Source organism: Caldimonas brevitalea (assembly GCF_001017435.1).
GTDB lineage: Bacteria > Pseudomonadota > Gammaproteobacteria > Burkholderiales > Burkholderiaceae_C > Caldimonas > Caldimonas brevitalea.
This window is the reverse complement of sequence record NZ_CP011371.1, coordinates 3,067,845-3,093,816: the sequence shown is the minus strand read 5'-3', so window position 1 is coordinate 3,093,816 and position 25,972 is coordinate 3,067,845. Positions and strand designations below refer to the sequence as shown.

The 25,972-nt window shown below is 70.3% G+C and carries 4 protein-coding genes; all 4 read right to left on the bottom strand.

Annotated features, from left to right (window positions below):
• Positions 1-35: 35 nt before the first annotated feature.
• A complete protein-coding gene (locus AAW51_RS13565) occupies positions 36-13,079 on the bottom strand; it encodes a non-ribosomal peptide synthetase (protein WP_047195042.1) in 13,044 nt (4,347 codons plus the stop codon).
• Positions 13,076-22,774: a non-ribosomal peptide synthetase gene (locus AAW51_RS13560; RefSeq protein WP_238947858.1), complete on the bottom strand. Its 9,699-nt coding sequence runs from the start codon at positions 22,772-22,774 to the stop codon at positions 13,076-13,078. Before AAW51_RS13560 ends, AAW51_RS13565 begins: the two co-directional genes overlap by 4 nt.
• Before the next feature lie 88 nt (positions 22,775-22,862).
• Complete coding sequence (locus AAW51_RS13555; RefSeq protein ID WP_053013543.1) at positions 22,863-24,293, bottom strand: MFS transporter; 1,431 nt, start codon at positions 24,291-24,293, stop codon at positions 22,863-22,865.
• Positions 24,283-25,623, bottom strand: a complete 1,341-nt coding sequence (locus AAW51_RS13550) for a diaminobutyrate--2-oxoglutarate transaminase family protein (protein WP_047195041.1) — start codon at positions 25,621-25,623, stop codon at positions 24,283-24,285. The genes AAW51_RS13555 and AAW51_RS13550 overlap by 11 nt, the downstream gene beginning before the upstream one ends.
• Positions 25,624-25,972: the final 349 nt, after the last annotated feature.

The window sequence follows — 25,972 nt, the reverse complement described above, 5'->3', positions numbered from 1 at the left end:
GCTCGCGCCGCGCGGTGTCGGTTGGGCGGTGGTCGTCACAGCAGGATTTCCTTCAATTGGGTGGTGCCGGCGGCCAGTTCGGCCAGCGTGGACGCGGTGAACAACTGGCTCACATCGGCTTGCAGGTCCTCGCGGCGCATGCGCTCGACGAGGCTGACGGCGAGCAGCGAATGCCCGCCCAGCTCGAAAAAGTTGTCGTGGCGTCCCACGCGTTCCAGCTTGAGCAGCTCGGCCCACAGACGGGCCAGCTTCTGTTCGATGTCGCCTTGCGGCGCTTCATAGTCGCGGCCGGTGCCGACGTGCCCGTCGGGCGCCGGCAAGGCGGCGCGGTCCAGCTTGCCGCCGGGGGTCAGCGGCAATGCCGCGAGGTGCACAAAGGCGGCCGGGACCATGTAGGGCGGCAGGTGCTGCAGCGCGTGCTGCCGCAGGTCGTCGGGCGGCACGGCCGGGGTGCCGGTGTGGTAGGCCACCAGGCGCTTTTCGCCGGGTGCGTCCTCGCGCGCCAGCACCGCCACCTCCTGCACGCCCGGGTGCCGCGCCAGCCGGGCCTCGACCTCGCCGAGCTCGATGCGGAAGCCGCGCACCTTCACCTGGAAGTCGTTGCGGCCGATGAATTCGATCTGTCCGTCGGGCCGCCAGCGCGCCAGGTCACCGGTCTTGTAGACACGCTGCCCGGGCTTGAACGGGTCTTGCAGAAAGCGTTCGGCGGTCAGCTCGGGCAGGTTCAGATAACCTCGGGCGACGCCGGCGCCGCCGATGTACAGCTCGCCCGCCACGCCCACCGGCACCGGCTGGCCGTGCGGGTCGAGCAGATACATGCGGGTGTTCGCGAAAGGCCGCCCGATGCTGACCCGGGCGGCGCCGGGCTCGTGCTGCACATAAGCGGCGCTGCATGACACGGTGATCTCGGTCGGGCCGTAGGTGTTGATCAGCCGGGTGGCCGCCGGCTTCACCGCGTCCCATTGCTTCAGCCGGTGTTGCGACAAGGCGTCGCCAGTGACGTTGACCAGCCGCACGCCGTCCAACAGCACCCGGGCTCGCGCCGCGCCGCCGGGCTGGCTCCACTCGCCGACCAGGCTGTGCCAGTGTGCGGCGGTCAGGTGGATCATCGAGGGGCGGCGCCCCCTGCCCTCGGAGTTGTCGGCCGTGTCCAACCCGAACGTCTGGCGGCTGGGCGTCAGGGCGGCGCCCGAGGCCAAGGCGGGCAGCATCTCTTCGATCGACAAGTCGAAGTTCAACGAGTTCTGCTGCAGCACCGTGTCGGCCGGCCCGAGTTCGAACCAGCGCACCGCCTCGAGCGTGTAGTTCACGAGACCGCGGTGTTCGACCATCACCCCCTTGGGCCGGCCCGTCGAGCCCGAGGTGTAGATCACGTAGGCGAGGTGGTCGGGGCCGACGCCGACTTCCTGGCGCGTCGGGTTGTAGCCCGGCTGGTGGCTCCAGCGCGGCACGTCGGCGCGCAGGTCCAACACCGGCAGCTCGGCGGGCAGGTGCGCCGCCAGGCTTTCACGCGTCGTCGCGGTGCAGAGCACCGCGGCCGGCGCGCTGTCCTGCAGCATGTAGGCGATGCGCTCGGCGGGGTAGGCCGGGTCCAGCGGCACATACGCGGCCCCCGCCTTGAGGATGGCCAGCAGCCCGACCACCATGGCCGTGCCGCGTTCCGCACACAAGGCGATGCGGTCGCCCGGGCGCACGCCCAGGCCGCGCAGATGGCGCGCCAGCTGGTTGGCACGGCGGTTCAGCTTCAGATAACTCAGCCGCTGCTCGCCGTCGTCGACGGCCACCGCGTCCGGGTGGCGCAGCACCTGCCCCTCGAACAGTTCGTGTGCGCACAGGTGCAGCGGCAGCTCACGCTCGGTGTCGTTCCACAGCTCCAGCACCTGGCGGCGCTGGTCGGACGGCAACAGCGGCAGCTGCGGGAGCGGCCGGCGGTCGTCGGCGACCATCTCGCCGAGCAGCTGCTGCCAGCAGGCCAGCCAGCGGGTCGCGGTTTCGGCGTCGAACAGCGCCGTCGCATAGTTCAAGGCGCCTGCAATGCCGGCCTCGCCGTCCTGCAGCGACAGCATCAGGTCGAACTGCGCGGTGGGCAGCTCGCTGTCGACGTCGCTCACGATCAGGCCCGGCATCGTCAGCCGCCCTTCCGGTGTGTTGTGCCAGTCGAACATCACCTGGAACACCGGCGTGTGCGCCAGGCTGCGCGGGGGCCGCAGCACCTCGACCACCTGGTCGAACGGCAGGTCCTGGTGCTGCTGCGCGGCCAACACGCGGGTGCGGGTGCGCTCCAGCAGCTCGGCCACGCTCGGCGCCCCCCGCAGGTCGAGGCGCAACGCCAGCGTGTTGACGAAACAACCGATCAGGGGCTCGACCTCGGCGCGGTTACGCCCGGCCACCGGGCTGCCGATCACCAGATCGTCCTGGCCGCTCAGGCGCGCGAGCAAGGCGCCCCAGCTGGCCAGCAAGGTCATGTACAGCGTCACGCCGTGGCGCCGGCTCAGGTCCTTCAACACCTGGCTCAGGCCGGCATCGAGCTGCCACTCGACACTGGCACCGGCGTGGTCCTGCCGGGGCGGTCGCGGGCGGTCGGTGGGCAGTTCCAGCAGCGTGGGCGCGTCGCCGAGGGTTTCGCGCCAGAACGCCACCTGCCGTTCGAGGCGGCCGCCGGCCAGCCACGCGCGCTGCCAGGCGGCGTAGTCGGCGTACTGCAGGGGCAACGGCGGCAGCGGGTCGGCCTCGGCACCCGCCCGGTAGAGCCGGCTCAACTCGTCGAGGAAGATGCCGACCGACCAACCGTCGGCGGCGATGTGGTGCATCACCACCTGCAGCAGGTGCTCGCCCTCCGCGACGCGCAGCAGCAGCACGCGCACGGGCAGCTCGGTGCTAAGGTCGAAGGCCTGTGCGGCATGGGCTTCGGCCCGCTGCCGTGCCAGCTGTTCGGCACCGGCCTGGTCGCACAGATCGTCCTGTGTCAGCGGCAGCTCGGCCTCGCGGAGCACCTGCTGCACCGGCTCGCCGCCGTCCAGCACGAAACGCGTGCGCAAGGTCTCGTGGCGGTCGACGATCGCCTGCAAGGCCCGGCACAGCACCGGCACGTCGAGGGGGCCGCTCAGGCGCACGGCACCGCTGATGTGGTAGGCCTGGCTGGCGCCGTCGACCTGGGTCAAGAACCACAGGCGCTGCTGCGCCAGCGACAGCGCGAGAGGCGCCCCGCGGTCGACCGCGGGGATGGGCGGCAAGGCAGACTGCGAGGCCTGCGCGAGCCCGGCGGCCATCTGCGCAAGCGCGGGCCGGGCGAACAGGTCGGCCAGCGGCAACTCGACCTGCAAGGCCCGACGCAGCCGCGACACCAGTTGCACGGCCAGCAGCGAGTGGCCGCCGAGCGCGAAGAAATCGTCGTGACGGCCCACCTGCGGCACGCCCAGCAGTTCGGACCAGATCGCCGCCAGCGTCTGTTCGATTTCACCCTGCGGCGCCTCGTAGCCGCGCTCGGCCGACACCTCCGGCGCCGGCAGCGCCTTGCGGTCGAGCTTGCCGTTGGGGGTCAGCGGCCAGCTCGGCAGGTGCACATAGGCCGACGGCACCATGTAGGTGGGCAGACGGTGCGCCGCATGCTCCCGCAGCCGCTCGGGGTCGAGCGCCGCCTCGCCGGTGTAGTAGGCCACCAGGCGCGGCTCGCCGGGCTGGTCCTCACGCGCCAGCACCGCCACCTCCTGCACGCCGTCGAGCTGGGCCAACTGGGCTTCGATCTCGCCCGGCTCGATGCGGAAGCCGCGGATCTTCACCTGGAAGTCGTTGCGGCCCAGGTATTCGATGCTGCCGTCGGCCCGCCAGCGTCCGAGGTCGCCGGTCTTGTACATGCGGTCGCCCGCCACGAACGGGTCTTGCAGGAAACGCTCGGCGCTCAGCTCGGGCCGCCCCAGGTAGCCGCGCGCCACCCCCACGCCGGCGACATACAGCTCGCCGGGCACACCTTGCGGCGTCGGCCGGCCTTCGGCATCGAGGATGTAGACGCGGGTGTTGTCGATGGGCCGGCCGATGTGCAGCGCACCATCGTGTTCGTGCAGCGTGCCGGAGGTGGCCACCACCGTGGCCTCGGTCGGGCCGTAGTTGTTCACCAGCGCCTGGCCAGGTGGCAGCTGGGGGGGCCGGCGGCGCAGCCGGTCACCGCCGATCAGCACCTGGCGCACGCCAGCATTGACGCGCCCGGTGGCATAGGCCAGCTCGGCAAGCGGCGTGACGAGGAAGCTGACATCCAGTCGCTCGGCCTGCCACCACGCCAGCAGCGCCTGCGGATCGCCGGCGACGTCCGCCGGCGGCAGCACCAGCACACCGCCGCTGCACAGCGGCGGCCACACCTCCCAGGTGCAGGCGTCGAACCCCACCCCCGCGGTGGCCGAACTGCGGCTGCCGGGCTGCAGGCTGAAGCTGTCGATATGCCAGGCCAGCAGGTTGTGCAGGCTGCGGTGCTCCACCATCACCCCCTTGGGCTGGCCGGTGGAGCCGGAGGTGTAGATCACGTAGGCCAGGTGGCGCGACGTCAGTCCCGCGGGCGGCAGGTCGCTGCCGTCTTCGTGCTGCCAGGCGGCGGCGTCGCCGAGCAGGTCGATCACCGGCGCGCCGCTGCCATGGCGGGCCATGGTGACGCAGAGCCGGGCCTGCACCGCAGGGTCGATACGCGCATGGGTGAGCACCGCCACCGGCGCGCTGTCTTGCAGCAGATAGTCCAGCCGGTCGGGCGGATAACCGGGGTCGAGCGGCACATACGCACCACCGGCTTTGAGGACCGCCAACAGGGCCACCACCATCTCGGGGCTGCGGTCGAGGCAGACGGCCACGCGGCTGTCGGGCTGCACGCCCAGCCGGCGCAGGTGACGCGCCAGCTGGTTGGCGCGGGCATTCAGCTCGCGGTAGCCGATCTGTTGACGGCCTTGCTGCAGCGCGCAGGCGTCGGGCGTGTGCCGTGCCTGGGCCTCGAACAGCTCGTGGACACAGCGCTCCTGGGCAAAGGTGCGTGCCCTGCCCTGGCTGGCGTGCTGCAGTTGCTGCGCTTCCGCGGCCGGCAGCACGTCGAGGCTGCGCAGCGGGGCCTGCGGCGATTGCCGCAGCGTCAGCTCCAGCTGCTCGAGGGCCGTGGCCATGTAGGCGCAGACGCGCTCGGGTGCGAGCGGCGCGGCCGCCTGCGCGGTGAGCAGAAACTCCTGGCCCAGGTCGTCGACCGACAGCGTCACCGGATAGTTGGTGCGTTCCTGGCCGCTGAGCAGCTCGATACCCTCGCCGAACCCGGCGGCCGCCTCGGCCTGTCGCCCGGGGTCCAGCTCCTCGCTGTGCCGGTAGTTGAGCAGCGAGCTGAACAGCGGCAGTGGCGGCGCCACGCCACTGCAGCGCTGCGCGAGCGCCAGCGACGCATGCTCGTGCCGCAACAGCTGGGCGAGCAGTGTATGGGTGTGCCGCAGGGCGGGCTCGACCGCTTCAGCGGCCACCCTGAGGCGCAACGGCAGCGTGTTGATGAACAAGCCCATGCCACGCTCGGCCTGGGCACCGCCTTGCAGGCGGCCGATCAGCACGGTGCCGAACACCACGTCTTGACGGCCGGTCGTACGCGCGAGCACCAGGCCCCACGCGAGGTGCATCAGGCTCGCGGCGCTGACGCCGAGGTGGCGCGCCCGCTCCCGCAACGCGCGGGCCAGCGCTGGAGACAATCGATGCTGCGCCTCGACGATGGCGCCGCCGTCCCCCTGCACGTCGAGCAAGCCGAACGGCGCGGTCGGCTCGTCGATGTCACCCAGGCAGCGGCGGAAGTAGGCCTCGTGCTCTTGTCGGCTGACGCCCAGCGCCGCCTGGGCCACATGGTGGCGGAACGGCACCGGTGGCGGCAGCTGGTCGAATCGCCCCTGCTCGATGGCCTGTGCTTCGGCGAGCAGCAGTTTGAGGGTGGTGTTGTCGTCGATCAGGTGGTGCGACAGCACGCTCAGCACCCAGCGGCCGTGCTCCGGGTCGGCGGCCGCATGGCAATGCAGCAGCGGCGCGCAGCTCACGTCCAGGCGCTGCCGGCTGGGGTCGTAGCGTGTCTGCAGCTGCTGCACGATGTCGCCCTGCGCGGGGTCGAGGTCGACGAACTCGACCGGCAGCGGCGCATGGCGAAGGACCACCTGCACCGGCTGGTCCAGCCCTTGCCACGCGATGCCGGTGCGCAGGATGTCGTGGCGGTCGATGACCTGCTGCAGCACGGCGAGGAAACGGTCGAGCCTCGACCGGCTGTCGAAGGCGAGCAGGCTGTGCAGCAGATAGGGGTCGCCTTCGCGGTGCATCAGGTGGTGGAACAAGATGCCTTCCTGGAGCGGCGCCAGCGGGTAGATGTCCTGCACGTTGGCGGCACCGCCTTCGACCCGGTCGACGATGGTGTCCAGCGCCGCTTGGTCGAGGGTCACCAGCGTCAGCATCTGGGGCGTCAAGCGGGTCGCCCCGGGCGGGATCAAGTTGGGCGGCACCGCGTGTTCGGCGGGCTCCCGGCCGAGTTGGGCGGCCAGCTCGGCCAGCGTCGGGCTGGTGAACAAGGCGCGCACATCGGTCTGCAGGCCTAGCGCGCGCAGGCGCTCGATCAGCGTGACCGCGAGCAGCGAGTGCCCGCCGAGCTCGAAGAAGTTGTCATGGCGGCCGACACGTTCGAGCTGCAGCAGCTCGGCCCACAGCCGTGCCAACGTCTGCTCGACCTCACCTTCGGGTGCCGCGTACGCCCGGCTCACATACGCCTGGCTGTCGGGCGCCGGCAAGGCCTGGCGGTCCAGCTTGCCGTTGGGTGTCAACGGCAGCTGCGCCAGCCGCACATACGCCGCCGGCACCATGTACGGCGGCAGCTGCTGTGTTGCCTGCTGACGCAGCACCTCGGCCGGCGGCGCGTCCTCGCCGGTGTAGTACGCCACCAGCCGCTTGTCGCCCGGCTGGTCCTCGCGTGCCAGCACGACCACCTCGCGCACGCCGGGCAGCACCGCCAGCTGGGCCTCGATCTCGCCCAGCTCGATCCGGAAGCCGCGGATCTTGACCTGGAAGTCGTTGCGCCCGAGGTATTCCAACGTGCCGTCGCTCAGCCAGCGGCCCAGGTCACCGGTCTTGTACAGCCGCTCGCCGGGCACGAACGGGTTGTCGACGAATCGTTGTGCCGTCAGCTCCGCGCGGTTTAGGTAGCCACGCGCCACGCCGGCCCCGCCAACGTACAGCTCACCAGTCACGCCCACCGGCACCGGCTGGCGCTCGGCGTCGAGCACGTACAGCCGCAGGTCGGGCAACCGCCCGCCGATGGGGCTGGGACCCGGCCGCTCGGCGTCGCCCGGCTGCAGCGCCCGCCAGGTCACGTGGACGGTGGTCTCGGTGATGCCGTACATGTTGCGCAGCTGGGTGCCGCGGTTGACCTCGCGCTCGTACCACGGCTTCAACGTGCGCAGCTCCAGCGCTTCGCCGCCGAAGACGATGTGGCGCAGCTGGTGCGGTTGTGGTGCCTCACCTTGGGCGCTCACCAATTGCTGGAAGGCGCTCGGCGTTTGGTTCAGCACCGTGATGCCCTGTTGGCACAGCAGCTGGTGGAAGGCCGCGGGTGAACGCGCGGTCTCCAGCGGCACGATCACCAGCCGTCCGCCGTGCAGCAACGCGCCCCAGATCTCCCAGACCGAGAAGTCGAAGCCGATCGAGTGGAACAAGCTCCAGCGGTCTTCCGGGCCGAAGCCGAACCAGGCGGCGGTGGCGCCGAACAGGCGAGCCACCTGGGCGTGCTCGACCATCACACCCTTGGGCTGGCCGGTGGAGCCGGAGGTGTAGATCACATAGGCGAGGTGCTGGGGCTGGACGCCGACGTCGAGGTTCTCCGTCGAAGCGTCGGCCCATCGCCCCGCGTCGGACTGCAAGTCGAGGACGGGCTGGCCTTCGAGCTGGCCGAGCGCCTGACGTCCGATGGCGTCGAGCAGCACGAGCCGGGGCTGGCTGTCTTGCAGCGTGGCCAGCAGTCGCTCGGACGCATAGGCGGGGTCCAGTGGCACATAGGCGCCGCCGGCCTTCAAGGTGGCCAGCAATGCCACCACCATCTCGACACTGCGCTCGACACACAAGGCGACCCGGCTGTCGGGGCCAATGCCGTGCTCGCGCCTCAAGTGGTGTGCGAGCCGGTTGGCACGGTCGTTCAGCTCGCCATAGCTCAGCTGCTCGTCGCCATGGACGAGCGCGATGACGTTTGGCGTCGCCTGCGCCTGCGCTTCGAACCGCTGGTGCAGGCAGTAGCGCGGGTACTCCTCGCGGATCTCGTTCCAGCTGTGCAGCAGTTGCTCGCGCTCGGCTTCCGGCAGCAGCGCCAGCCGCCTGACCGGCCGCTGGACATCGGCCACCAGGGCCTGCAGCAGTTCGCGCCAGTAGTCGATGTAGCGTTCTACGGTCTCTCGCTCGAACAAGGCCGTCGCGTAGTTCAGCACGCCGGCGATCCCGGTTTGCCCTTCGTGCAGCGACAGCGTCAGGTCGAACTGCGCCGTGGTCTGCGCGGTGTCCAGCGCTTGCACGTCCAGCCCGGGCATATGCAACTCACCTGTGGGCGTGTTCTGCCAGTCGAACATCACCTGGAACAGCGGCGTGTGCGACAAGCTGCGCGGCGGCTGGACCACCTCGACGACTTGGTCGAACGGCAGGTCCTGGTGCTGTTGTGCCACCAGCACCCGGGCCTTGGTGTGCTGCAGCAGTTCGGCCACCGTGACCGCTCCAAGATCGAGGCGCAAGGCCAGCGTGTTGACAAAAAAGCCGATCAGCGGCTCGAGTTCGGCCCGCTGGCGTCCGGCCACCGGGCTGCCGATCACCACCTCGGCCTGCCCGCTCAGGCGCGACAACAAGGCCGCCCAGCTGGCCAGCAGTGTCATGTACAGCGTCACGCCGTGGCGCTGGCTCAGCGTCTTCAAGGCCTGGCTGAGTGCCGGGTCGAGTTGCACCGGGACGACGTCACCGCGGTGGTCCTGCTGCGCGGGCCGCGGCCGGTCCGTGGGCAGCTCCAGCAGCGCCGGTGCGCCGGCCAAGGCCTCGCGCCAATACGCCGCTTCGGACTGCAGCCGACCTTCGGCCAACCCGCGACGCTGCCACGCCGCGTAGTCGGCGTACTGCAACGCCAGCGGCGGCAGCGGGTCGGGCTCGTCAGCCTCGAACGCACCATACAGCCGGCTCACCTCGTCGAGCAACACGCCCACCGACCAGCCATCGCACACGATGTGGTGCATCACCACCTGCAGCACATGCTCCTGCTCGCCCAGCTGCAACAGCAGCACCCGCATCGGCAGGTCCCGGGTCAGGTCGAACGCCGCGCTCGCATGGTGGAGGCTGCACGACTGCAAGGCAGCCTCGGCATCGACCGCCTCACGCAGGTCGTGCGTCTCGATCGCGAGCCGCACCCCGGTCAGCACCTCCTGCACCGGTTCACCCTCCACCAGCCTGAAACGCGTGCGCAGCGCCTCGTGCCGGTCGACCACCGCCTGCAGCGCGCGTTGCAAGGTCGGCACCTGCAGCTTGCCGATCAGGCGCACGGCGCCCGTCACGTGATATGCGGCGCTCGCGCCCTCCATCCGCGACAGGAACCACAAGCGCTGTTGGGCTGGCGACAGCGGCAGCGGCCCGCCGCGGTCGGCGGGCTCGATCGTGTCGGCCTGCGAGACCGCGGCGCCCGACAGATGGGCGGCCAGCCGCGACAGCACCGGCTGCTCGAACAGGACCGCCAGCGGCAGCTCGACGCCGAGCGCCTTGCGCACGCGCGAGACCAGTTGCACCGCCAGCAGCGAGTGGCCGCCACGCTCGAAGAAGTGATCGTGCCGCCCTACCCGGTCGAGCTTCAGCAGCTCGGCCCACAGGCCGGCCAGCAACACCTCGAATTCACCGCGCGGCGCCTCGTGCGGGCGCCCGGGCTCGGCCCCGCCCTCGGGGGCCGGCAGCGCCTTGCGGTCGAGCTTGCCGTTCGGGGTCAGCGGCCAGTGCTGCAGCCGCACGCAGGCGGCAGGCACCATGTAGGCGGGCAGGCCTTGTGCGGCGTGCTGCTTCAGGGCCTCGGGGGCGGGGGCCCCGTCGCCACTGTAATAGGCCACCAGCCGCGGGTCGCCGGGCTGGTCTTCGCGGGCCAGCACGACCACCTGCTGCACACCCTCGACCTGGGCCAGGTGCGCTTCGATCTCGCCGGGCTCGACGCGGAACCCCCGCAACTTCACCTGGAAGTCGTTGCGGCCCAGGTACTCGACGCGGCCGTCGGGCCACCAGCGGCCCAGGTCACCTGTCTTGTAAAGGCGCTCCCCGGGCCACCAGGGGTTGGCCAGAAACCGTTCGGCCGTCTGCTCGGGGAGGTTCAGATAGCCGCGCGCCACCTGCACACCACCGATGTACAGCTCACCCGGCACGCCGATCGGCACCGGCCGGCGGTGCGCGTCGAGGATATAGACACGCGTGCCCTCGCTCGGCCGCCCGATGGTGCGTGCGTCTTGCGTTTCGCCGGTCGCCTCGTGCCAGGTGGCGCTGACCGTGGCCTCGGTGGGGCCATAGGTGTTGAGCAGGCGTGGCCGGTGGCCGGGCGTCGAGAACCAGGCTTGCAGCGCCCGCTCGCTGACGGCCTCGCCGCCGATGATGACCTGGCGCACGGTGGACGGCACCGGCTGCTGCTCCAGCGCCAGCTGAGCCCAGAACTGGGTCGGCAGGTCGACGACGGCGATGCCGTGTGCCTCGCACAGCGCCCAGAAGCGGCCGGCGTCGCTGAGCCATTCGTCGCTGCGCAGCACCAGCGTTGCGCCGTGGGTGAGTGTCGCGAACACCTCCTCGACCGAGGCGTCGAACGACAGCGACGCGAACTGCAGCACCCGCTCGGTGGGCTGCAGCGCGATACGGCGGGCCAACGCGGTGACCTGGTTGACGACGCTCCGGTGCTCGACCATCACCCCCTTCGGGCGACCGGTCGAGCCCGAGGTGTAGATCACATAAGCGAGGTGATGGTGGCCCTCGTCTGTGTGCGACGGTCCGAGATCGCGCTCGTCGTGCTGCTGCCATGCCGCGGCATCGGCTTGCAGGTCCAGCACCGGCACGCCCTCGCCCAGCGCCTCATGAACCCAGGCGGGCGCGCCGCCTTGCGTCAGCAGCGCGACGGGCGCGCTGTCACGCAACATGTGGACGAGGCGCTCGGCCGGGTAGCCGGCGTCGAGCGGCACATAGGCAGCGCCGGCCTTCAGGATCGCGAGCAAGGCGACGATGGTGTCGACACTGCGCGTGGCGTACAACGCAACGCGGTCGTCCGCGCCGACACCGAGCTGGCGCAGATGGTGCGCCAGCCGGTTCGCCTCTGCGTTCAGCTCGCCATATCGCAGCGTATGGCCGCCCTGCACCAGCGCCAGCGCATCCGGACGCTGCGCCGCCTGCGACTCGAACAGGCGGTGCAGGCCGACGGCATGCACCGGAGGCGTCACGGGCTGATCAGGCCAGGCCCCGAGCACGCGTGCGCGCTCGGCGGCAGGCAGCACCTCGACGTCGGCCACGGCGCGGGCCGGCGCGCGCTCCAGCGCCAGGACCAGCCCCGACACCGCGGTGACCATCAGGTCACACACCTGCTGCGCGTCGAGCGACGCCGTGACCTGGGCGGTGACGATGAAGTCGTCCCCGACATCGTCGATGTCCACACTGACGGGATAGTCGGTGCGCTCGTGCCCACCCAGCAGTTCGATCCCCTCCCCCAGCGCCACGCCGCGGCCCTCGTGCGTCTGCGGCGCCTGCGCGCTGTATCGATAGTTGAGCAGCGAGGTGAACAAGGGCGTCTGCGCGGGCACGCCACTGCAGCGCTGCGCCAGTGCCAGCGGTGCATGCTCGTGGCGCAGCAACTGCGCCAACAGCGCATGAGTCCGCTTGAGCGCCGACTCGACCGGCTCGTCGTCGACACCGATGCGCAGCGGCAAGGTGTTGATGAACAAGCCCAGCACCCGGTCGGCCGCAGCGCCGCCTTGCAGCCGGCCGAACAGCACGGTGCCGAACACGACGTCGCGCCGCCCGGTGGTGCGCGCGAGCACCAGCGCCCAGGCCAGGTGCATCAGACTCGCCGCGCTGACGCCCAGCCGCCGCGCCTGCGCCCGCACGCTGCGCGCCACCTCCGGTGCCAGCGGCTGCCGCACCTCGGCCATCCGGCGGTCGCCCTCCGGCACACGGAGCAGGCCGAAGGGGACGGTCGGCTCGTCGATGTCGGCCAGCAGCGCCTTGAAGAAGGTTTGATGCTCCTCGGGGCCGATGCCCAGGCGGGCTTGCGCGACGAAGTTGCGAAACGGGGCCGGCGCCGGCAGAGTGTCACCCCGGCCCTGCACGATGGCCTGCGCTTCTTCCAGCAGCAGCTCCAGCGTCGTGTGGTCGCTCACCAGGTGGTGCGACAGCACGTGCAGCACCCAGCGGCCGTGGCGCGGGTCGTGCGCGGCATGACAGCGCAGCAAAGGCGGCTGGCCCAGGTCGAGACGCAGTTGCCGCGGGTCGAATCGTGCCTCGAGTTGCTGTGCCACGTCCCCCTGCCCCGGGTCGCATTCGACAAACGCGACCGGCAGCGTGGCCTGCCGGTGCACCACCTGCACCGGCTGCTCGAGGCCCTCCCAGACGATGCCGGTGCGCAAGATGTCGTGGCGGTCGATCACCTGCTGCAGCGCCGCCAGGAAGCGGTCGAGCCGCTCGCGGTGGTCGAAGCCGAGCAGGTTGAACAACAGGTAGCCGTCGCCCTGCTGCTCCATCAGGTGGTGGAACAGAATGCCCTCCTGCAGCGGGGCCAGCGGGTAGATGTCCTGCACGTTGGCGGCACCGCCGTCGACGCGGGCGACGAGCGTGTCGATCGCCTCCTGGCTCAGCTGCACCAGCGTCAGCATCTCGGGCGTGATGATGCGCCGCGGGGTCGTGACGGCCGGGCGGCGCTGCAGCGTCTGCAGCAGCTCGCCTTTTCTCGATTTCAACGAGGCGGCCAGGCCGGCGTCGAGGGCGCCGCGAGGGGCTTGCACCACCAGCTCGCCGTCGTCGGCGTGGATGCGGATGCGCTTTTCTTCCAGCAGCGCCAACAAGCTTTCAACATTCACAGTCGGAACTCCTCGATGTCGTGCGACACAGGCGCCGCGTCGGGCCCGGCCGCAATCAGGTTGGGCGGCACGTCCACCTCGTGCCCGGCGCCGCTCACTTGCGCGGCGAGCTCGGCCAGCGTGGGCGTGATGAACAGGGCGCGCACGTCGGCGTGCAGCCCGCGCCGACGCATACGCTCGACCAGGCTCACGGCCAGCAGCGAGTGGCCGCCCAGCTCGAAGAAGTTGTCGCGGCGGCCGACACGCTCGACCTTCAGCAGCTCGGCCCAAAGGCCGGCCAGGGCCGATTCGGTCTCGCCCTCGGGTGCCTCGTAGGGCACACGGGCAAGGTCACCGCCCTCGGGCGCGGGCAAGGCGGCCCGGTCGAGCTTGCCGTTGGGGGTCAGCGGCAGGCGCTCGAGCAGCACATAGGCCGACGGCAACATGTAGGGCGCGAGGCGCAGCCCGGCCTGCTGGCGCAGCGCGTCGACAGGCGGCGCCTCGCGACCGGCATGGCCGGTGTAGTAGGCGACCAGGCGCTTTTCGCCCGGTTGGTCCTCGCGCGCCAGCACCACCACCTGCTGCACGCCGTCCACCTCGGCCAGCGCCGCCTCGACCTCGGCCAGCTCGATGCGAAAGCCCCGCACCTTCACCTGGAAGTCGTTGCGGCCGATGAACTCGACCTCACCGTCGGGCCGCCAGCGCGCCAGGTCACCGGTCTTGTAGAGCCGCTGCCCGGGGTTGAACGGGTCTTGCAGAAAACGTTGGGCGGTGAGATCGGGCAGGTTCAGGTAGCCGCGCGCGACGCCCGCGCCGCCGATGTACAGCTCGCCGGCCACGCCGACCGGCACCGGCTCCCGCCGCTCGTCGAGGATGTAGAGGCAGGTGTTGGCGAACGGCCGGCCGATGCTGACGCGGCTGGCGCGCGGGTCGTGTCGCACATAGGCGGCGCTGCACGAGACGGTGATTTCGGTCGGTCCGTAGGTGTTGATCAACCGCGTCTCGGGTGGCGCCAAGGTGTCCCACTGCCTGAGCTTCTGCACCGCCAGGGCATCGCCGGTGACGTTGACGAGGCGCACGCCCGCCAAGGCGGCCGGCCTGCCGAGGCCGGCACCGCTCCACTCGCCCACCAGCTGGTGCCAATGCGCCGCGGTGAGGTGCACCACGCTCGGACGCCCCGGGTGCCGCCCGTCCTGCAGGCCGAACAGCTCGTCGCTGGGCACCAGCGTCGCGCCGGCCAGCAGCGCCGGCAGCATCTCTTCGATCGAGAGGTCGAAGTTCAGCGAGTTCTGCTGCAGCACCCGGTCGTCGGGCGCCAGGCCGAACCAGCGGATCGCGTCCAGGCTGTAGTTCACCAGGCCCCGGTGCTCGATCATCACCCCCTTGGGCCGCCCGGTGGAGCCCGAGGTGTAGATCACATAGGCCAGGTGAGCAGAGGTCAAACCGATCGCCTGCGGCGATAGGTTGTGCGACGGTGCGTCTTGCCAGCACGGCGCATCGGCGTGCAGGTCCAGCAAGGGCAACCCCGGCGGGCGGTGGGGCGCGACGACCTCGCGCGTCGCCGGCGAGCACAGCAGCACCACTGGCGCGCTGTCTTGCAGCATGTAGGCGATACGGTCGCCCGGGTAGTCGCGGTCGAGCGGGACATAAGCGCCACCGGCCTTGAAGATGGCGAGCAGTGCCACCACCATCTCGGCGCCGCGCTCGGCGCACAAGGCGACGCGGGTGTCGGGGCCCACGCCGAGGTACCGCAGGTGATGGGCCAGCTGGTTGGCGCGACGGTTCAGCTCGGCATAGCCGAGCCGCTGCCGGCCGTCGTCCACCGCCAGGCACTCGCCCGCATGCTCGGCCTGGGCCTCGAACAGTTCGTGGGCACAACGGTGCAGCGGCAGGTCGCGCCGCGTGTCGTTCCACTGCCGCAGCAGCTGCTCGCGACCGGCGGCGTCGAGCAAAGGCAGGCCGGCGACCGGCTGGCGCTCGTCGGCTACCGCCATCGCGCCCAGCAAGCGGGCCCAGGCGTCGAGCCAGGCTTGCACCGTTTGCTGCTCGAACAGCGCGGTGGCGTAGTTGAGGGTTCCGACGAGGGCGCCGCCCTCGCCTTCCTGCAGCGACAGGCTGAGGTCGAACTGGGCGGTCGTCAGCACCGTGTCCTGCACGGTCGCCTGCAGGCCCGGCAGCGCCAAACGGGGTGCCGGCGTGTTGTGCCAGTCGAACATCACCTGGAACAGCGGCGTGTGGGCCAGGCTGCGAGGGGGCTTCACCACCTCGACGACCTGGTCGAAAGGCAGGTCCTGGTGCTGCTGCGCCGCCAGCACGCGCGCCTTGGTCTGCCGCAGCAGCTCGGCCACCGAGCCGGTGCCGCCGACGTCGAGCCGCAAGGCCAGCGTGTTGACGAAACAGCCGATCAGCGGCTCGACCTCGGCACGCTGGCGCCCGGCCACGGGGCTGCCGATCACCACGTCGTGCTGGCCGCTGAGTCGGCCGAGCAAGGCGGCCCAGCCCGCCAGCAAGCTCATGTAGAGCGTGACGCCGTGGCGACGGCTGAGCGCCTTGAGACGCTCGGCGAGCACGGTGTCGAGGCGCACCGGCAGGCTGGCGCCGGCATAGTCCTGCTGCAGCGGGCGTGGGCGGTCGGTGGGCAGCTCCAGCAGGCTCGGGGCGTCGCGCAAAGTGGCGCGCCAGAATTCGCTCTGGCGTTGCTGGCCCTCGGCCAGCCAACCGCGCTGCCAGACGGCGTAGTCCGCGTATTGCAGCATCGGCGCCGGCAGCGGGTCGGGTTGCCCCGCGGCAGCCGCGGCATAGAGCTGGCTCAGCTCGTCCAGCAAGACCTTGACCGACCAACCGTCGCCGGCGATGTGGTGCAGCACCAGCTGGAGCAGGTGCTCCTCGTCGCCCAGCTGCAGCAGTTGCACCCGCAGCGGCAGGTCGTGGCCTAGGTCGAAGGGATGGGCGCTGTGCGCCTCGCCGAGGACACGGGCGGCGCTGGCCGGGTCGGCCTCGCCGCGCAGGTCATGCAGGTCGAACGCCAGCCGGGCCTCGGCCGCCGGCTGCTGCACCGGCTGGCCGTCGTGCAGGACGTAGCGCGTGCGCAGGCTCTCGTGCCGGTCCACGATACGCTGCAGGGCCTGTTGCAGCGCGCCGCGGTCGAGGGCGCCGTCCAGCCGCACGCTGCCGCTGATGTGGTAGGCCTGGCTGCCGCCTTCGATCTGGGTCAGGAACCACAGGCGCTGCTGCGCCAGCGACAGGGGCAGCGGCCGGCTGCGGTCGGCACGCGGGATCGGCTGCAGCTGTGAAGGCGCGACACGCTGCAGATGCCCGGCCAGCGCGGCCAGCTGCGGATGCTCGAACAGATCGGCGAGCGGCAGCTCCACGTCGAGCACCCGGCGCAGCCGCGACACCAGCTGCACCGCCAGCAGCGAGTGGCCGCCCAGCTCGAAGAAGTGGTCGTGCCGGCCCACGCGTTGCAACCCCAGCAGCTCACACCAGAGCCGGGCCAGCGTCTGCTCGACCTCGCCCTGGGGCGCTTCGTAGGCCCTGCTACCGAAGGCGTGGTCATCCGGGGCGGGCAAGGCCTTGCGGTCCAGCTTGCCGTTGGGTGTCATCGGCAGTCGGTCAAGCTGCACGAACGCGGCGGGCACCATGTGGGACGGCAGCACCGCAGCGGTGTGGGTTTTGAGCGCGTCGGCCGACAGCGCCGTGTCGGCCCGGTAATAGGCCACCAGCCGCTGGTCACCCGGCTGGTCTTCGCGCGCGACCACCACCGCCTCGCGCACGCCCGGCACCTGCCGCAACTGGGCCTCGATCTCGCCCAGCTCGATACGGTGACCGCGCACCTTGACCTGGAAGTCGTTACGGCCCAGGTATTCGAGCCGCCCGTCAGGCAGCCGCCGCGCCAAGTCGCCGGTCTTGTAGAGACGCTGCCCCGGGCGGTACGGGTCTTGCACGAAACGCTCGGCCGTCAGCTCCGACTGGTTCAGATAGCCGCGCGCAAGCCCTGCGCCGCCGATGTAGATTTCGCCCGCGACACCGAGCGGCACCGGCGCCAGCCGGGCGTCGAGCAGAACCACACGGGCGTTGGCGAGCGGACGGCCGAGGTGCGGCACCGACACATCAGCCGTGATGGGGGCGCAGGTGGTGTCGACAGTGCATTCGGTCGGGCCGTAGACGTTGTAGCAAGCCTGTCCGGGCCGCGCAGCGAGCGACTGCCACAGGGCCGCCGGGATGGCCTCGCCGCCGACCAGCGTGACGCGCGGGAACACCGGCGACACCTCGTGGCCATCGGCTTGCATCAACGCCAGCTGCGACGGCGTGCAGTCGAACACATCCACCTGCTGTTCGTTCAGGAAGTCGCGCAAGGCGACCGGGTCGCGACGCACCGCCTCGGGCACCAGCACCAGGGTCCGTCCGGACAGCAGCTGCACCCATTGCTGCACCGACGCATCGAAGGCGATCGGTGCGTTGAGGCTGACACGACGGCATGCCGGGTGGTCGCGGAAGATCCGCTGTTCCAGGCCCCACCACAGGTTCACGACACTGCGGTGCTCGACCATCACCCCCTTGGGCTGCCCGGTCGAGCCCGAGGTGTAGATGACATAGGCGAGTTGGTCCGGCCGTGAAGTCGGCCAGGACGGCGCGGTGTCGGGGTACGCGGCGATCTCGGGCCACTGGGTGTCGAGCGCGACCAGGGCCTGAGCGGGCAGCACCTCCAGCAGCGACGCTTGCGTGAGCACGAGGGCCGGCTCGGCATCGGCCAGCAGATAGGCCAGGCGCGCGTTCGGATAGGCAGGATCGAGCGGCACATACGCCGCGCCGGCCTTCAGGATGCCGAGCACCGCCACCAGCATCTGCGCGTTGCGCTCCAGCGCCACGCCGACCCGCTGCTCCGGCCCGATGCCTTGCGCGCGCAGGTAGTGCGCCAGCTGGTTGGCGCGGCGGTCGAGATCGGCATAGCGGAGCTGCACGTCGCCGTCGATCACCGCGACGGCGTCCGGCGTACGCTGCACCTGGGCCTCGAACAGCTGCGCCACAGATCGGTCCTGCGGGCCGGGGGCCTGCGTGTCGTGGTCGAGGTTCAGCACCTGCTCGCGCTCGGCAGCAGGCAGCACGTCGATGTCGGCGAGCGGGGCCAGCGGTCGCGCCTGCAGGGCCTGCAGCAGTTGCTCGAGCGCCGTCTGCATGAAGGCGCACACGCGTTGCGGGTCGACGGGGGCGGCGGCCTGCACTGTCAGGGCGAGGTCGCGTCCCAGGTCGTCGACCGCCAGGCACAAGGCGTAGTTGGTGCGCTCGTGGCCGCTCAGCAGCTCGATGTCTTCGCCGTCGGCACGGGCCAGGCTGCCGGGGCCCGCGACGGCGCTGTAGCGGTAGTTGAGCAGCGACGTGAACAAGGGCGATTGCGCCGGCACAGCGCTGCAGCGTTGGGCCAGCGCCAGCGGCGCATGCTCGTGGCGCAGCAGCTGCACCAGCCGGGCATGGGTCTGGCGCAGGCTGTCCTCGACGCCCTGGCCGTCGACCGTCAGGCGCAGCGGCAGCGTGTTGATGAACAGGCCCAGCACCCGGTCGGCCTGCGCCCCACCCTGCAGACGGCCGAACAGCACCGTGCCGAACACCACGTCGCGCCGGCCGGTGGTGCGGCTCAGCACCAGGGCCCAGGCCAGGTGCATCAGGCTCGCAACGCTCACCCCCAGGCGGCGCGCCGCGGCGCGCACCGACACCGCCAGCTCGGACGGCAGCGGCCGGCGTGCCTCGGCGATGTCGCGTCCGTCGCCCTGCACCTCGAGCAGACCGAAAGGAGCGGTGGGCTCGTCGATGTCCGCCAGCATCTCGGTGAAATAGGCCTCGTGCGCCTGCTCGCTCAGCCCCAGCCGCGACTGGGCCACGAAGTCGCGGAAGGCCGCGGGTGCCGGCAGGCGGTCCCGCTGGCCTTGCTCGATGGCCTGGATCTCCTCGAACACGAGCTCCAGCGTGGTGTGGTCGAGCACCAGGTGGTGGAACAGCAGACGCAAGCACCAGCCGCCGCGCACCGGGTCTTGGGCGGCATGGCAGCTGAGCAAGGGCGGGCGGGTGACATCCAGCCGCATCTGGCCGGGGTCGTAGCGGGCGGAGAGTTGTTCCCCGATGTCACCCTGGTCCGGGTCGAGCGCGACGAACTCCACCGGCAGCGTCGCCCTGCGGTGCACCACCTGCACCGGCTGGTCCAGCCCGTCCCACAGCAGGCCGGTGCGCAGGATGTCGTGCCGGTCGATCACCTGTTGCAGCGCGGTCAGGAAACGCTCGAGGCCCGGCCGGCTCTTGAAACGCAGCAAGCCGCACAAGAGATAGGCGTCGCCCTGGGCTTGCACCAGGTGGTGGAACAGGATGCCTTCTTGCAAGGGCGCCAGCGGGTAGATGTCCTGCACGTTGGGCGCACCGCCGTCGACCTGCGCCACGATACGGTCGAGCGCGTCCTGGCCGAGGCGGACCAGGGTCACCATCTCGGGCGTGAGACGGGTGGCGTCGGGCGGGATCAGATTGGGGGGCACCACGACCTCATGGGTCTCGGTGCCGAGCTGCGCGGCGAACCGGGCCAGCGTCGACGTGGTGAACAGGGCACGCACGTCGGCATGCAGGCCGTGCTGGCGCAGCCGCTCGATCAGCCCGACCGCCAGCAGCGAATGGCCGCCCAGCGCAAAGAAGTTGTCGTGACGCCCGACCCGCTCGACCTGCAACAACTCGGCCCACAGCCCGGCCAGCACCTGCTCGGTGTGGCCCTGCGGCGCTTCATAGGCCTGGCTCGCATACGCCCCGCCCTCGGGCGCCGGCAGCGCCTTGCGGTCGAGCTTGCCGTTGGGCGTCACCGGCCAGTGTTCGATTTGGACGTAAGCGGCCGGCACCATGTAGGCCGGCAGACCTTGCGCGGCATGCTGGCGCAAGGCTTCGGGCGCCGCCTCGCCGCTGTAATACGCCACCAGCCGCTGGTCGCCGGGCTGGTCTTCGCGCGCCAGCACCACCACCTCCTGCACACCGTCGAGCTGCGCCAGCCGCGCTTCGATCTCGCCCAATTCGATGCGCAGCCCGCGGATCTTCACTTGGAAGTCGTTGCGCCCGAGGTAGTCGATCGCCCCATCGTCCCGCCAGCGTCCCAGGTCGCCGGTCTTGTACAGCCGCGCTTCAGGGTCGGCGCTGAAGGGGTCGGCGATGAACCGCTCGGCAGTCAGCTCGGGCAGGTTCAAATACCCGCGCGCCACCTGCACACCACCGATGTACAGCTCGCCCGCCACACCGCGCGGCACCGGGCGGCGCTGCTCGTCGAGGATGTACATCTGCGTGTTGGCGATCGGCCGCCCGATCGGCACGCTCGCACCGACTTGACCGGGCTCGCAGGTCCACGCGGTGACGTCCACCGCGGCCTCGGTCGGCCCGTACAGGTTGTGCAGCTGGGCCTGGGGCAGCTGCGCCAGGCAGCTGCGCGCCAGCGCTGCCGGCAAGGCTTCGCCGCTGCAGATCACACGCTGGAGGCTGCGACATGCCGCGGCACCTTCATGTCCCAAGAACACCTGCAGCATCGACGGCACGAAGTGCAGCGTGGTCACACCCGCGGCCTGGATCAGCTGCGCCAGATAGGCCGGGTCCTTGTGGCCTTCCGGGCGGGCCATCACCAGTTGCGCGCCGGTCATCAGCGGCCAGAAGAACTCCCACACCGACACGTCGAAGCTGAACGGCGTCTTCTGCAGCACCACGTCGTGCTGGCCCAGTGCATAGGCCTGCTGCATCCACAGCAGCCGGTTGACCACCCCACGGTGTTCGTTCATCACACCCTTGGGCCGGCCGGTCGAACCTGAGGTGTAGATCACGTACGCCAGGTGGCGCTGCGTGAGGCCGGTGCTCGCAAGGTTGTCGGTGGACAGCGCCGACCAGGCGGCCACATCGGTCTGCAGGTCGAGCCCGTCCTGCCCCAGCGCCTCACGGCCCGCCGCGTCGACCAGCACCACCACCGGCGCACTGTCTTGCAGCATGTGGCGCAGCCGCTCCTCTGGGTAGTCGGGGTCCAGCGGCACATATGCACCGCCGGCCTTCAGCGTGGCCAGTAGCGCCACCACCATCTCGACACTGCGCTGCAGACACACACCCACACGCTGGTTCGGCCCCACCCCGCGGCGGCGCAGTTCTCGCGCCAGCTGGTTGGCCCGCGCGTTCAGCTCGGCATAGCTCACGCGCTGCTCGCCGGCCACCACCGCGACCGCATCCGGCGTCCGCTGCACCTGCGCCTCGAACATCTCATGCAGGCAGCGGTCGTGCTCCGCGTAGCGCTGTGCCGTCGCGTTCCAGGTGTGCAGCACCTGCTCGCGCTCGGCGTCGTCGAACCAGCGCAGATCGTCGAGCGGCCGGTCGTCACCAGCGTCCAGCACCGCGTCGAGCAGGACGCCGATGCGCCGCGGCAGGTCCTCCGCCGCCTCGTGCTCGAACGCGCCGGTGTTGTAGTTGAAGCGAACCGCCACCGGCTCGTCTTCGTGGTAGTCGCACAGGCACACCGCCAGCGGCGTTTGCTCGAAGCCGCTGTACATCTTGGTGACCCTGAGCTTGCGGTCCCCGAGGTAGATGTCCATCGGGTACTCTTCCAGCGCCAAGGTCACGTCGAACAGCTGCTTGCGGCCGTGCTGGCCCAGCCGCAGGGCGCGGTTGATGTCGGCGATCGGGAAGCGCTGGTGCCGGTAGCACCGCTTCAACTCGGCCGCGACACCTTGCATCAGCGCCGCGAAGGACTGCGCAGGGTCGACGTCGATCGCCACCGGGATGATGGACGAGAACATTCCCCAGGTGCGCTTCTGCCGCGCAGTGCCCCGGTTGTGCACCGGCACGCCGATGACCACCTCCGGTGCCTGGTGGGCACGTGCGAAATAGGCGGCCAACAAGGCCAGCATCGCGTGCGGCAGGGTGCAGCCGAAGCGCGCCGCCAACGCCTTGAACCGGCGCAAGCGCGGCCGCTCGATGTACAGCGAGGTCTGCCCGCTCGGCAAGGCCTGCCGCTGCTCCACACCCTCCCGCACCGGCAACAGCGGCGCCGGCAGCTGCGCATACCGCTGTTTCCAGAACTGCTCGTCGCGCTGGTACCTGGGCGACCTCAGATAGGCGCTGTCGTCGTCCAGAAACTCCAGGTAGGACGGCCCGGGCTCCAGCGGTGTGGTGTCGCCCGCCAGGCGCCGCTTGTACAGGTCCCACGCCGCCAGGTAGGTCAGCGACACGGTGGCGCCGTCGCCGATCACATGGTGCATGCGGTGCAACCAGTAAAAGGACGACGGGCCGACCCGCAGCAGCTGCGTCTGCCACAGCGGCTCGCCATAGAGCTGGAACGGCGTCGCGAACGACGTTTGGGCGTGCTGCCACGCCCGGTCCCGGGCGTCGTCATGCATCGACAGGTCGATCACCGGCAGCTTGACCTCGAGCTCGGGCAGCACCCGCTGGCGGGCGACGCCGGCCTCGAGTTGCAGCACCAGCCGCAGTGCGTCGTGGGCCGCGGCCAGCTCGTTGAGCACAGACTCGAACAGGACCGGATCGAGGTCACCCTCGATCTGCCACATGGCCCCCAAGTTGTAGGACGGCACGCCGGGGTCCAGCACCTGGTCGAGCCAGACGACCTGCTGGACCGAGGCGAGTTCATGCAGCGTGGGCGCATCGGCGGCAGCCGCCCTCGGCGGGCTCGACGCGGTGGGATCTTGTCGGGAAGGGAACACAGCAACCACGAAACACTCCTGGCAGGGACGTCGCTGGAACGCGGACCGCGGCAGGCCGGCGCGCCGGTGCGTCGAACAATGGAAAAGAGGCCGCCGGTCAGCCGGCCGCAGCCGGGGGCGAAGACGACACGGCCGGTGAGGGAACGTCGAGCGCGTCGGGCACGCGCCGGTCGAGCCTGCGCAGCCGGGGCTGCGCCAGTGCGACCAGCGACAACAGCGCACTGCCGGCACCACAGACGATGAACAAAAAGCCCAGGCCGCGGCCCTTGCCGGTGCCGACCCAAACCCCGAGGCTGTCGGCCCACCGACCCTCCGCGGCCAAGGCCGGCTCGAACACGCGTTCGCCGAGATACCCGGCCAACACCAGCACGGCGCACATGGCCAGCAGGTCGAGCGCAGCAATCCAAGCGAACACACTGCCGCGCGACGCCTTGGGCGTCTTGCGCATCCACAGTGCGCCTGCACAGGCACCCGATGCACTGCCGGCCATCAGTGCGCAGAAGGCACAGACACACCACACGAAGCTCGACGTCGCGAAGCCGGCGAGCAGCACGAACAGCGACAGCGCAAAGTCACCCCCCAGCACCCACAGCATCAGGCGCCGGTTCATCCGCACCAGCAGCAGCAAGACCGAGCCGGCCAGGCCGCCTGCCGCGCCGCAGGTCAGCACCAGGCCCAGCACGTCGCTCGAGTGGGTCGACAGCACCAGTGGTGTCATCATCGAAGTGGCCACCACCAGCAGCCCTTGCTGGAGCACGCCATAGCCGGCCAGGCCGAGCATCGTCGGGGCCGACCGGAAGTAGCGCAGCACTGCGGCCAGGCTGAGCACGGTGCCGTGCGCGAACGAGACCGGCTCAGAAACGGCCACGCCGCGTATCGCATGGCGCGCCCGCGACAGACCGCCGAACGCCGCCAAGGCGCCGCCGGCGACCATCACGATGTCGACCGCGATCACGCCTTCCAGACCGGACACTCCCATCACGTAACCGGCCGCCATGGGCGCGCCGATCTGCAGCAGGCTTTGTGTCATCCCGATCAGGCCGCTGGCCTGGGTCATCTTGTCCTTGGGCACGATGACACTCACCGCGGCGCGATAGGCCGGCGTGCGCACCGCATTGATGATGGCGGCCACGGCATTGAAGACGTAGAGGTGCTCGACCACCAGCCGCTGGCTGAACAGCAGCCAGGCCAGGCACACGACCGACAGTGCCGACATCACGTCGCAGCTGCCGATGACCCAGCGCCGGTCGAAGCGGTCGGCCAGGCTGCCGGCCACCGGCGCCATCAGCACGGCCGGCACGGCGGCGGCGAGCATCGCGTGCGAGAACTGCTCGGCCGAGCCGGTTTGCTGAAAGATCCAGACCCCGAGCGCGAAGCCCATCAACGCCGAGCCGAGATCGAACGCCGTCTCGCTGAGCCACAGCAGCGCGAAGGCCGGGCGCATCAAGGGCGCGGCGCGGGGCACATGGCCCTCGGTCGCCCCGCCCGGCGGCTCGCCGGCCTCGCGGAGCACGGCTTCATTGCGCATGACGGGCGTCCGCGGCGCGGTGCTGTTGTTTGGCCTGCATCACGGCGGCGTCGAGCCGGTCGACGATGGCCCCGACATCGCGCCGCGTCAGGATCAGCGGGGGCAGAAAGCGCAGCACCGCGCCGTGCCGACCGCCGGTCTCGATCAGCAGGCCGTTCTCGAAGGCGGCCTGCTTGATGGCTTTGGCGAGGCCGCCGTCCTGCGCACCGGCGTCGGGGTGGTCCCCGGGGCGCACGATCTCGACGCCCAGCATCAGCCCGCGTCCACGGATGTCGCCGAACTCGGGATGGCGCGACGCCAGCTGCCGCAGGTCCTGTGCCAGCAAGCCGCCGATCTCCTCGGCCTGCGCGTCGAGTCGGTCGCGCTGCACGATGTCCATGGTCGCCTTGCCGGCCACCATCGCGATCTGGTTGCCACGGAAGGTGCCGGCATGCATGCCGCGCGGCCACACGTCGAGCGACTCGTCATAGACCACAGCCGCCAGCGGAAAGCCGCCACCGAGCGCCTTGGACAGCACCAGCACGTCGGGCACGATGCCCGCACGTTCGAACGCGAACATGCTGCCGGTGCGGCCCAGGCCGGTCTGCACTTCGTCGAGCACCAGCGGGATGTCATGTTGGCGCGTCAACGTGCGCAGCTCGCGCAGCCAGTCATCGGACGCCGGGATGCAGCCGCCCTCACCCTGCACCACCTCCACCACCACCGCGGCCGGCTGCGGCACGCCGCTTTCTGGGTCGCTCAGCAGGTTGCGCAGGTAGTCGATCGACAGGCGGTCGGTGGCGCTGCCGTCGGTGCCGAAGGGACAGCGGTAGCGATAGGGATAAGGCGCGAAATGCACACCGTCGAATCTCATCGGGGCGGACTTGGGCCCCAGATTGCCCATCGCCGCCAAGGCCCCTGCCGTCATGCCGTGATAAGCGCCGTGAAAGGCGATGACCGGGTGACGCCGGGTGGCAAAGCGGACCAGTTTCAACGCCGCCTCGATCCCGTCCGACCCGCTCGGGCTGCAGAACTGGATGCGGGCGCGCGAGGCGAACTCGGCCGGCAGCAGCCCGAACAGCTTCTGCACGAATTCAAACTTGGCCGGCGTGGTGAGATCCAAGGCCTGATGCAACTGGCCGGACTGGATAAACCGCACCAGCACTTCAGTGATTTCCGGATGGTGATGACCGAGCGGCAACGCGCCCGCACAAGACAAACAGTCGATGATGTCCCGCCCGGCCTGGTCGCGAATCATCACACCGCGGCCACTTTCAAACACCGCTGCAAATGAGGAGGCGTAAGTTCTGGCATTCGACTCGACTCGCCTCACGGTTTCGTATCTGTTCATGCTGGACTTATTTCCCGGTTGAATGTGCCGTCATCACAGGCACCAAAATGAACGAAGGCCTCGCCGGCGCGAAATGGGCAGCGCCGGGGATGGGGCTTACCGCCGCGTGATGTCCCGCGGACGAAAGCAGTGGTCAGGACGAGAATCAACGCATCCGCGCGAGCGGACAAAATGAATGGAAAACCAACACCGGTCGGCACAAAGGTGCCGAATCTCGGAGCAGGAATCGTGAAGGGAAAGGAAAGAGCGGCTGTGTCGGCGCGGGCAGCGAATGCCGGCGACACCGGAAGAACGGATTCAGGTGGGTCGTGGAGGGACCCACACGCCCACGCGGGCCCGTGGCCCGCGA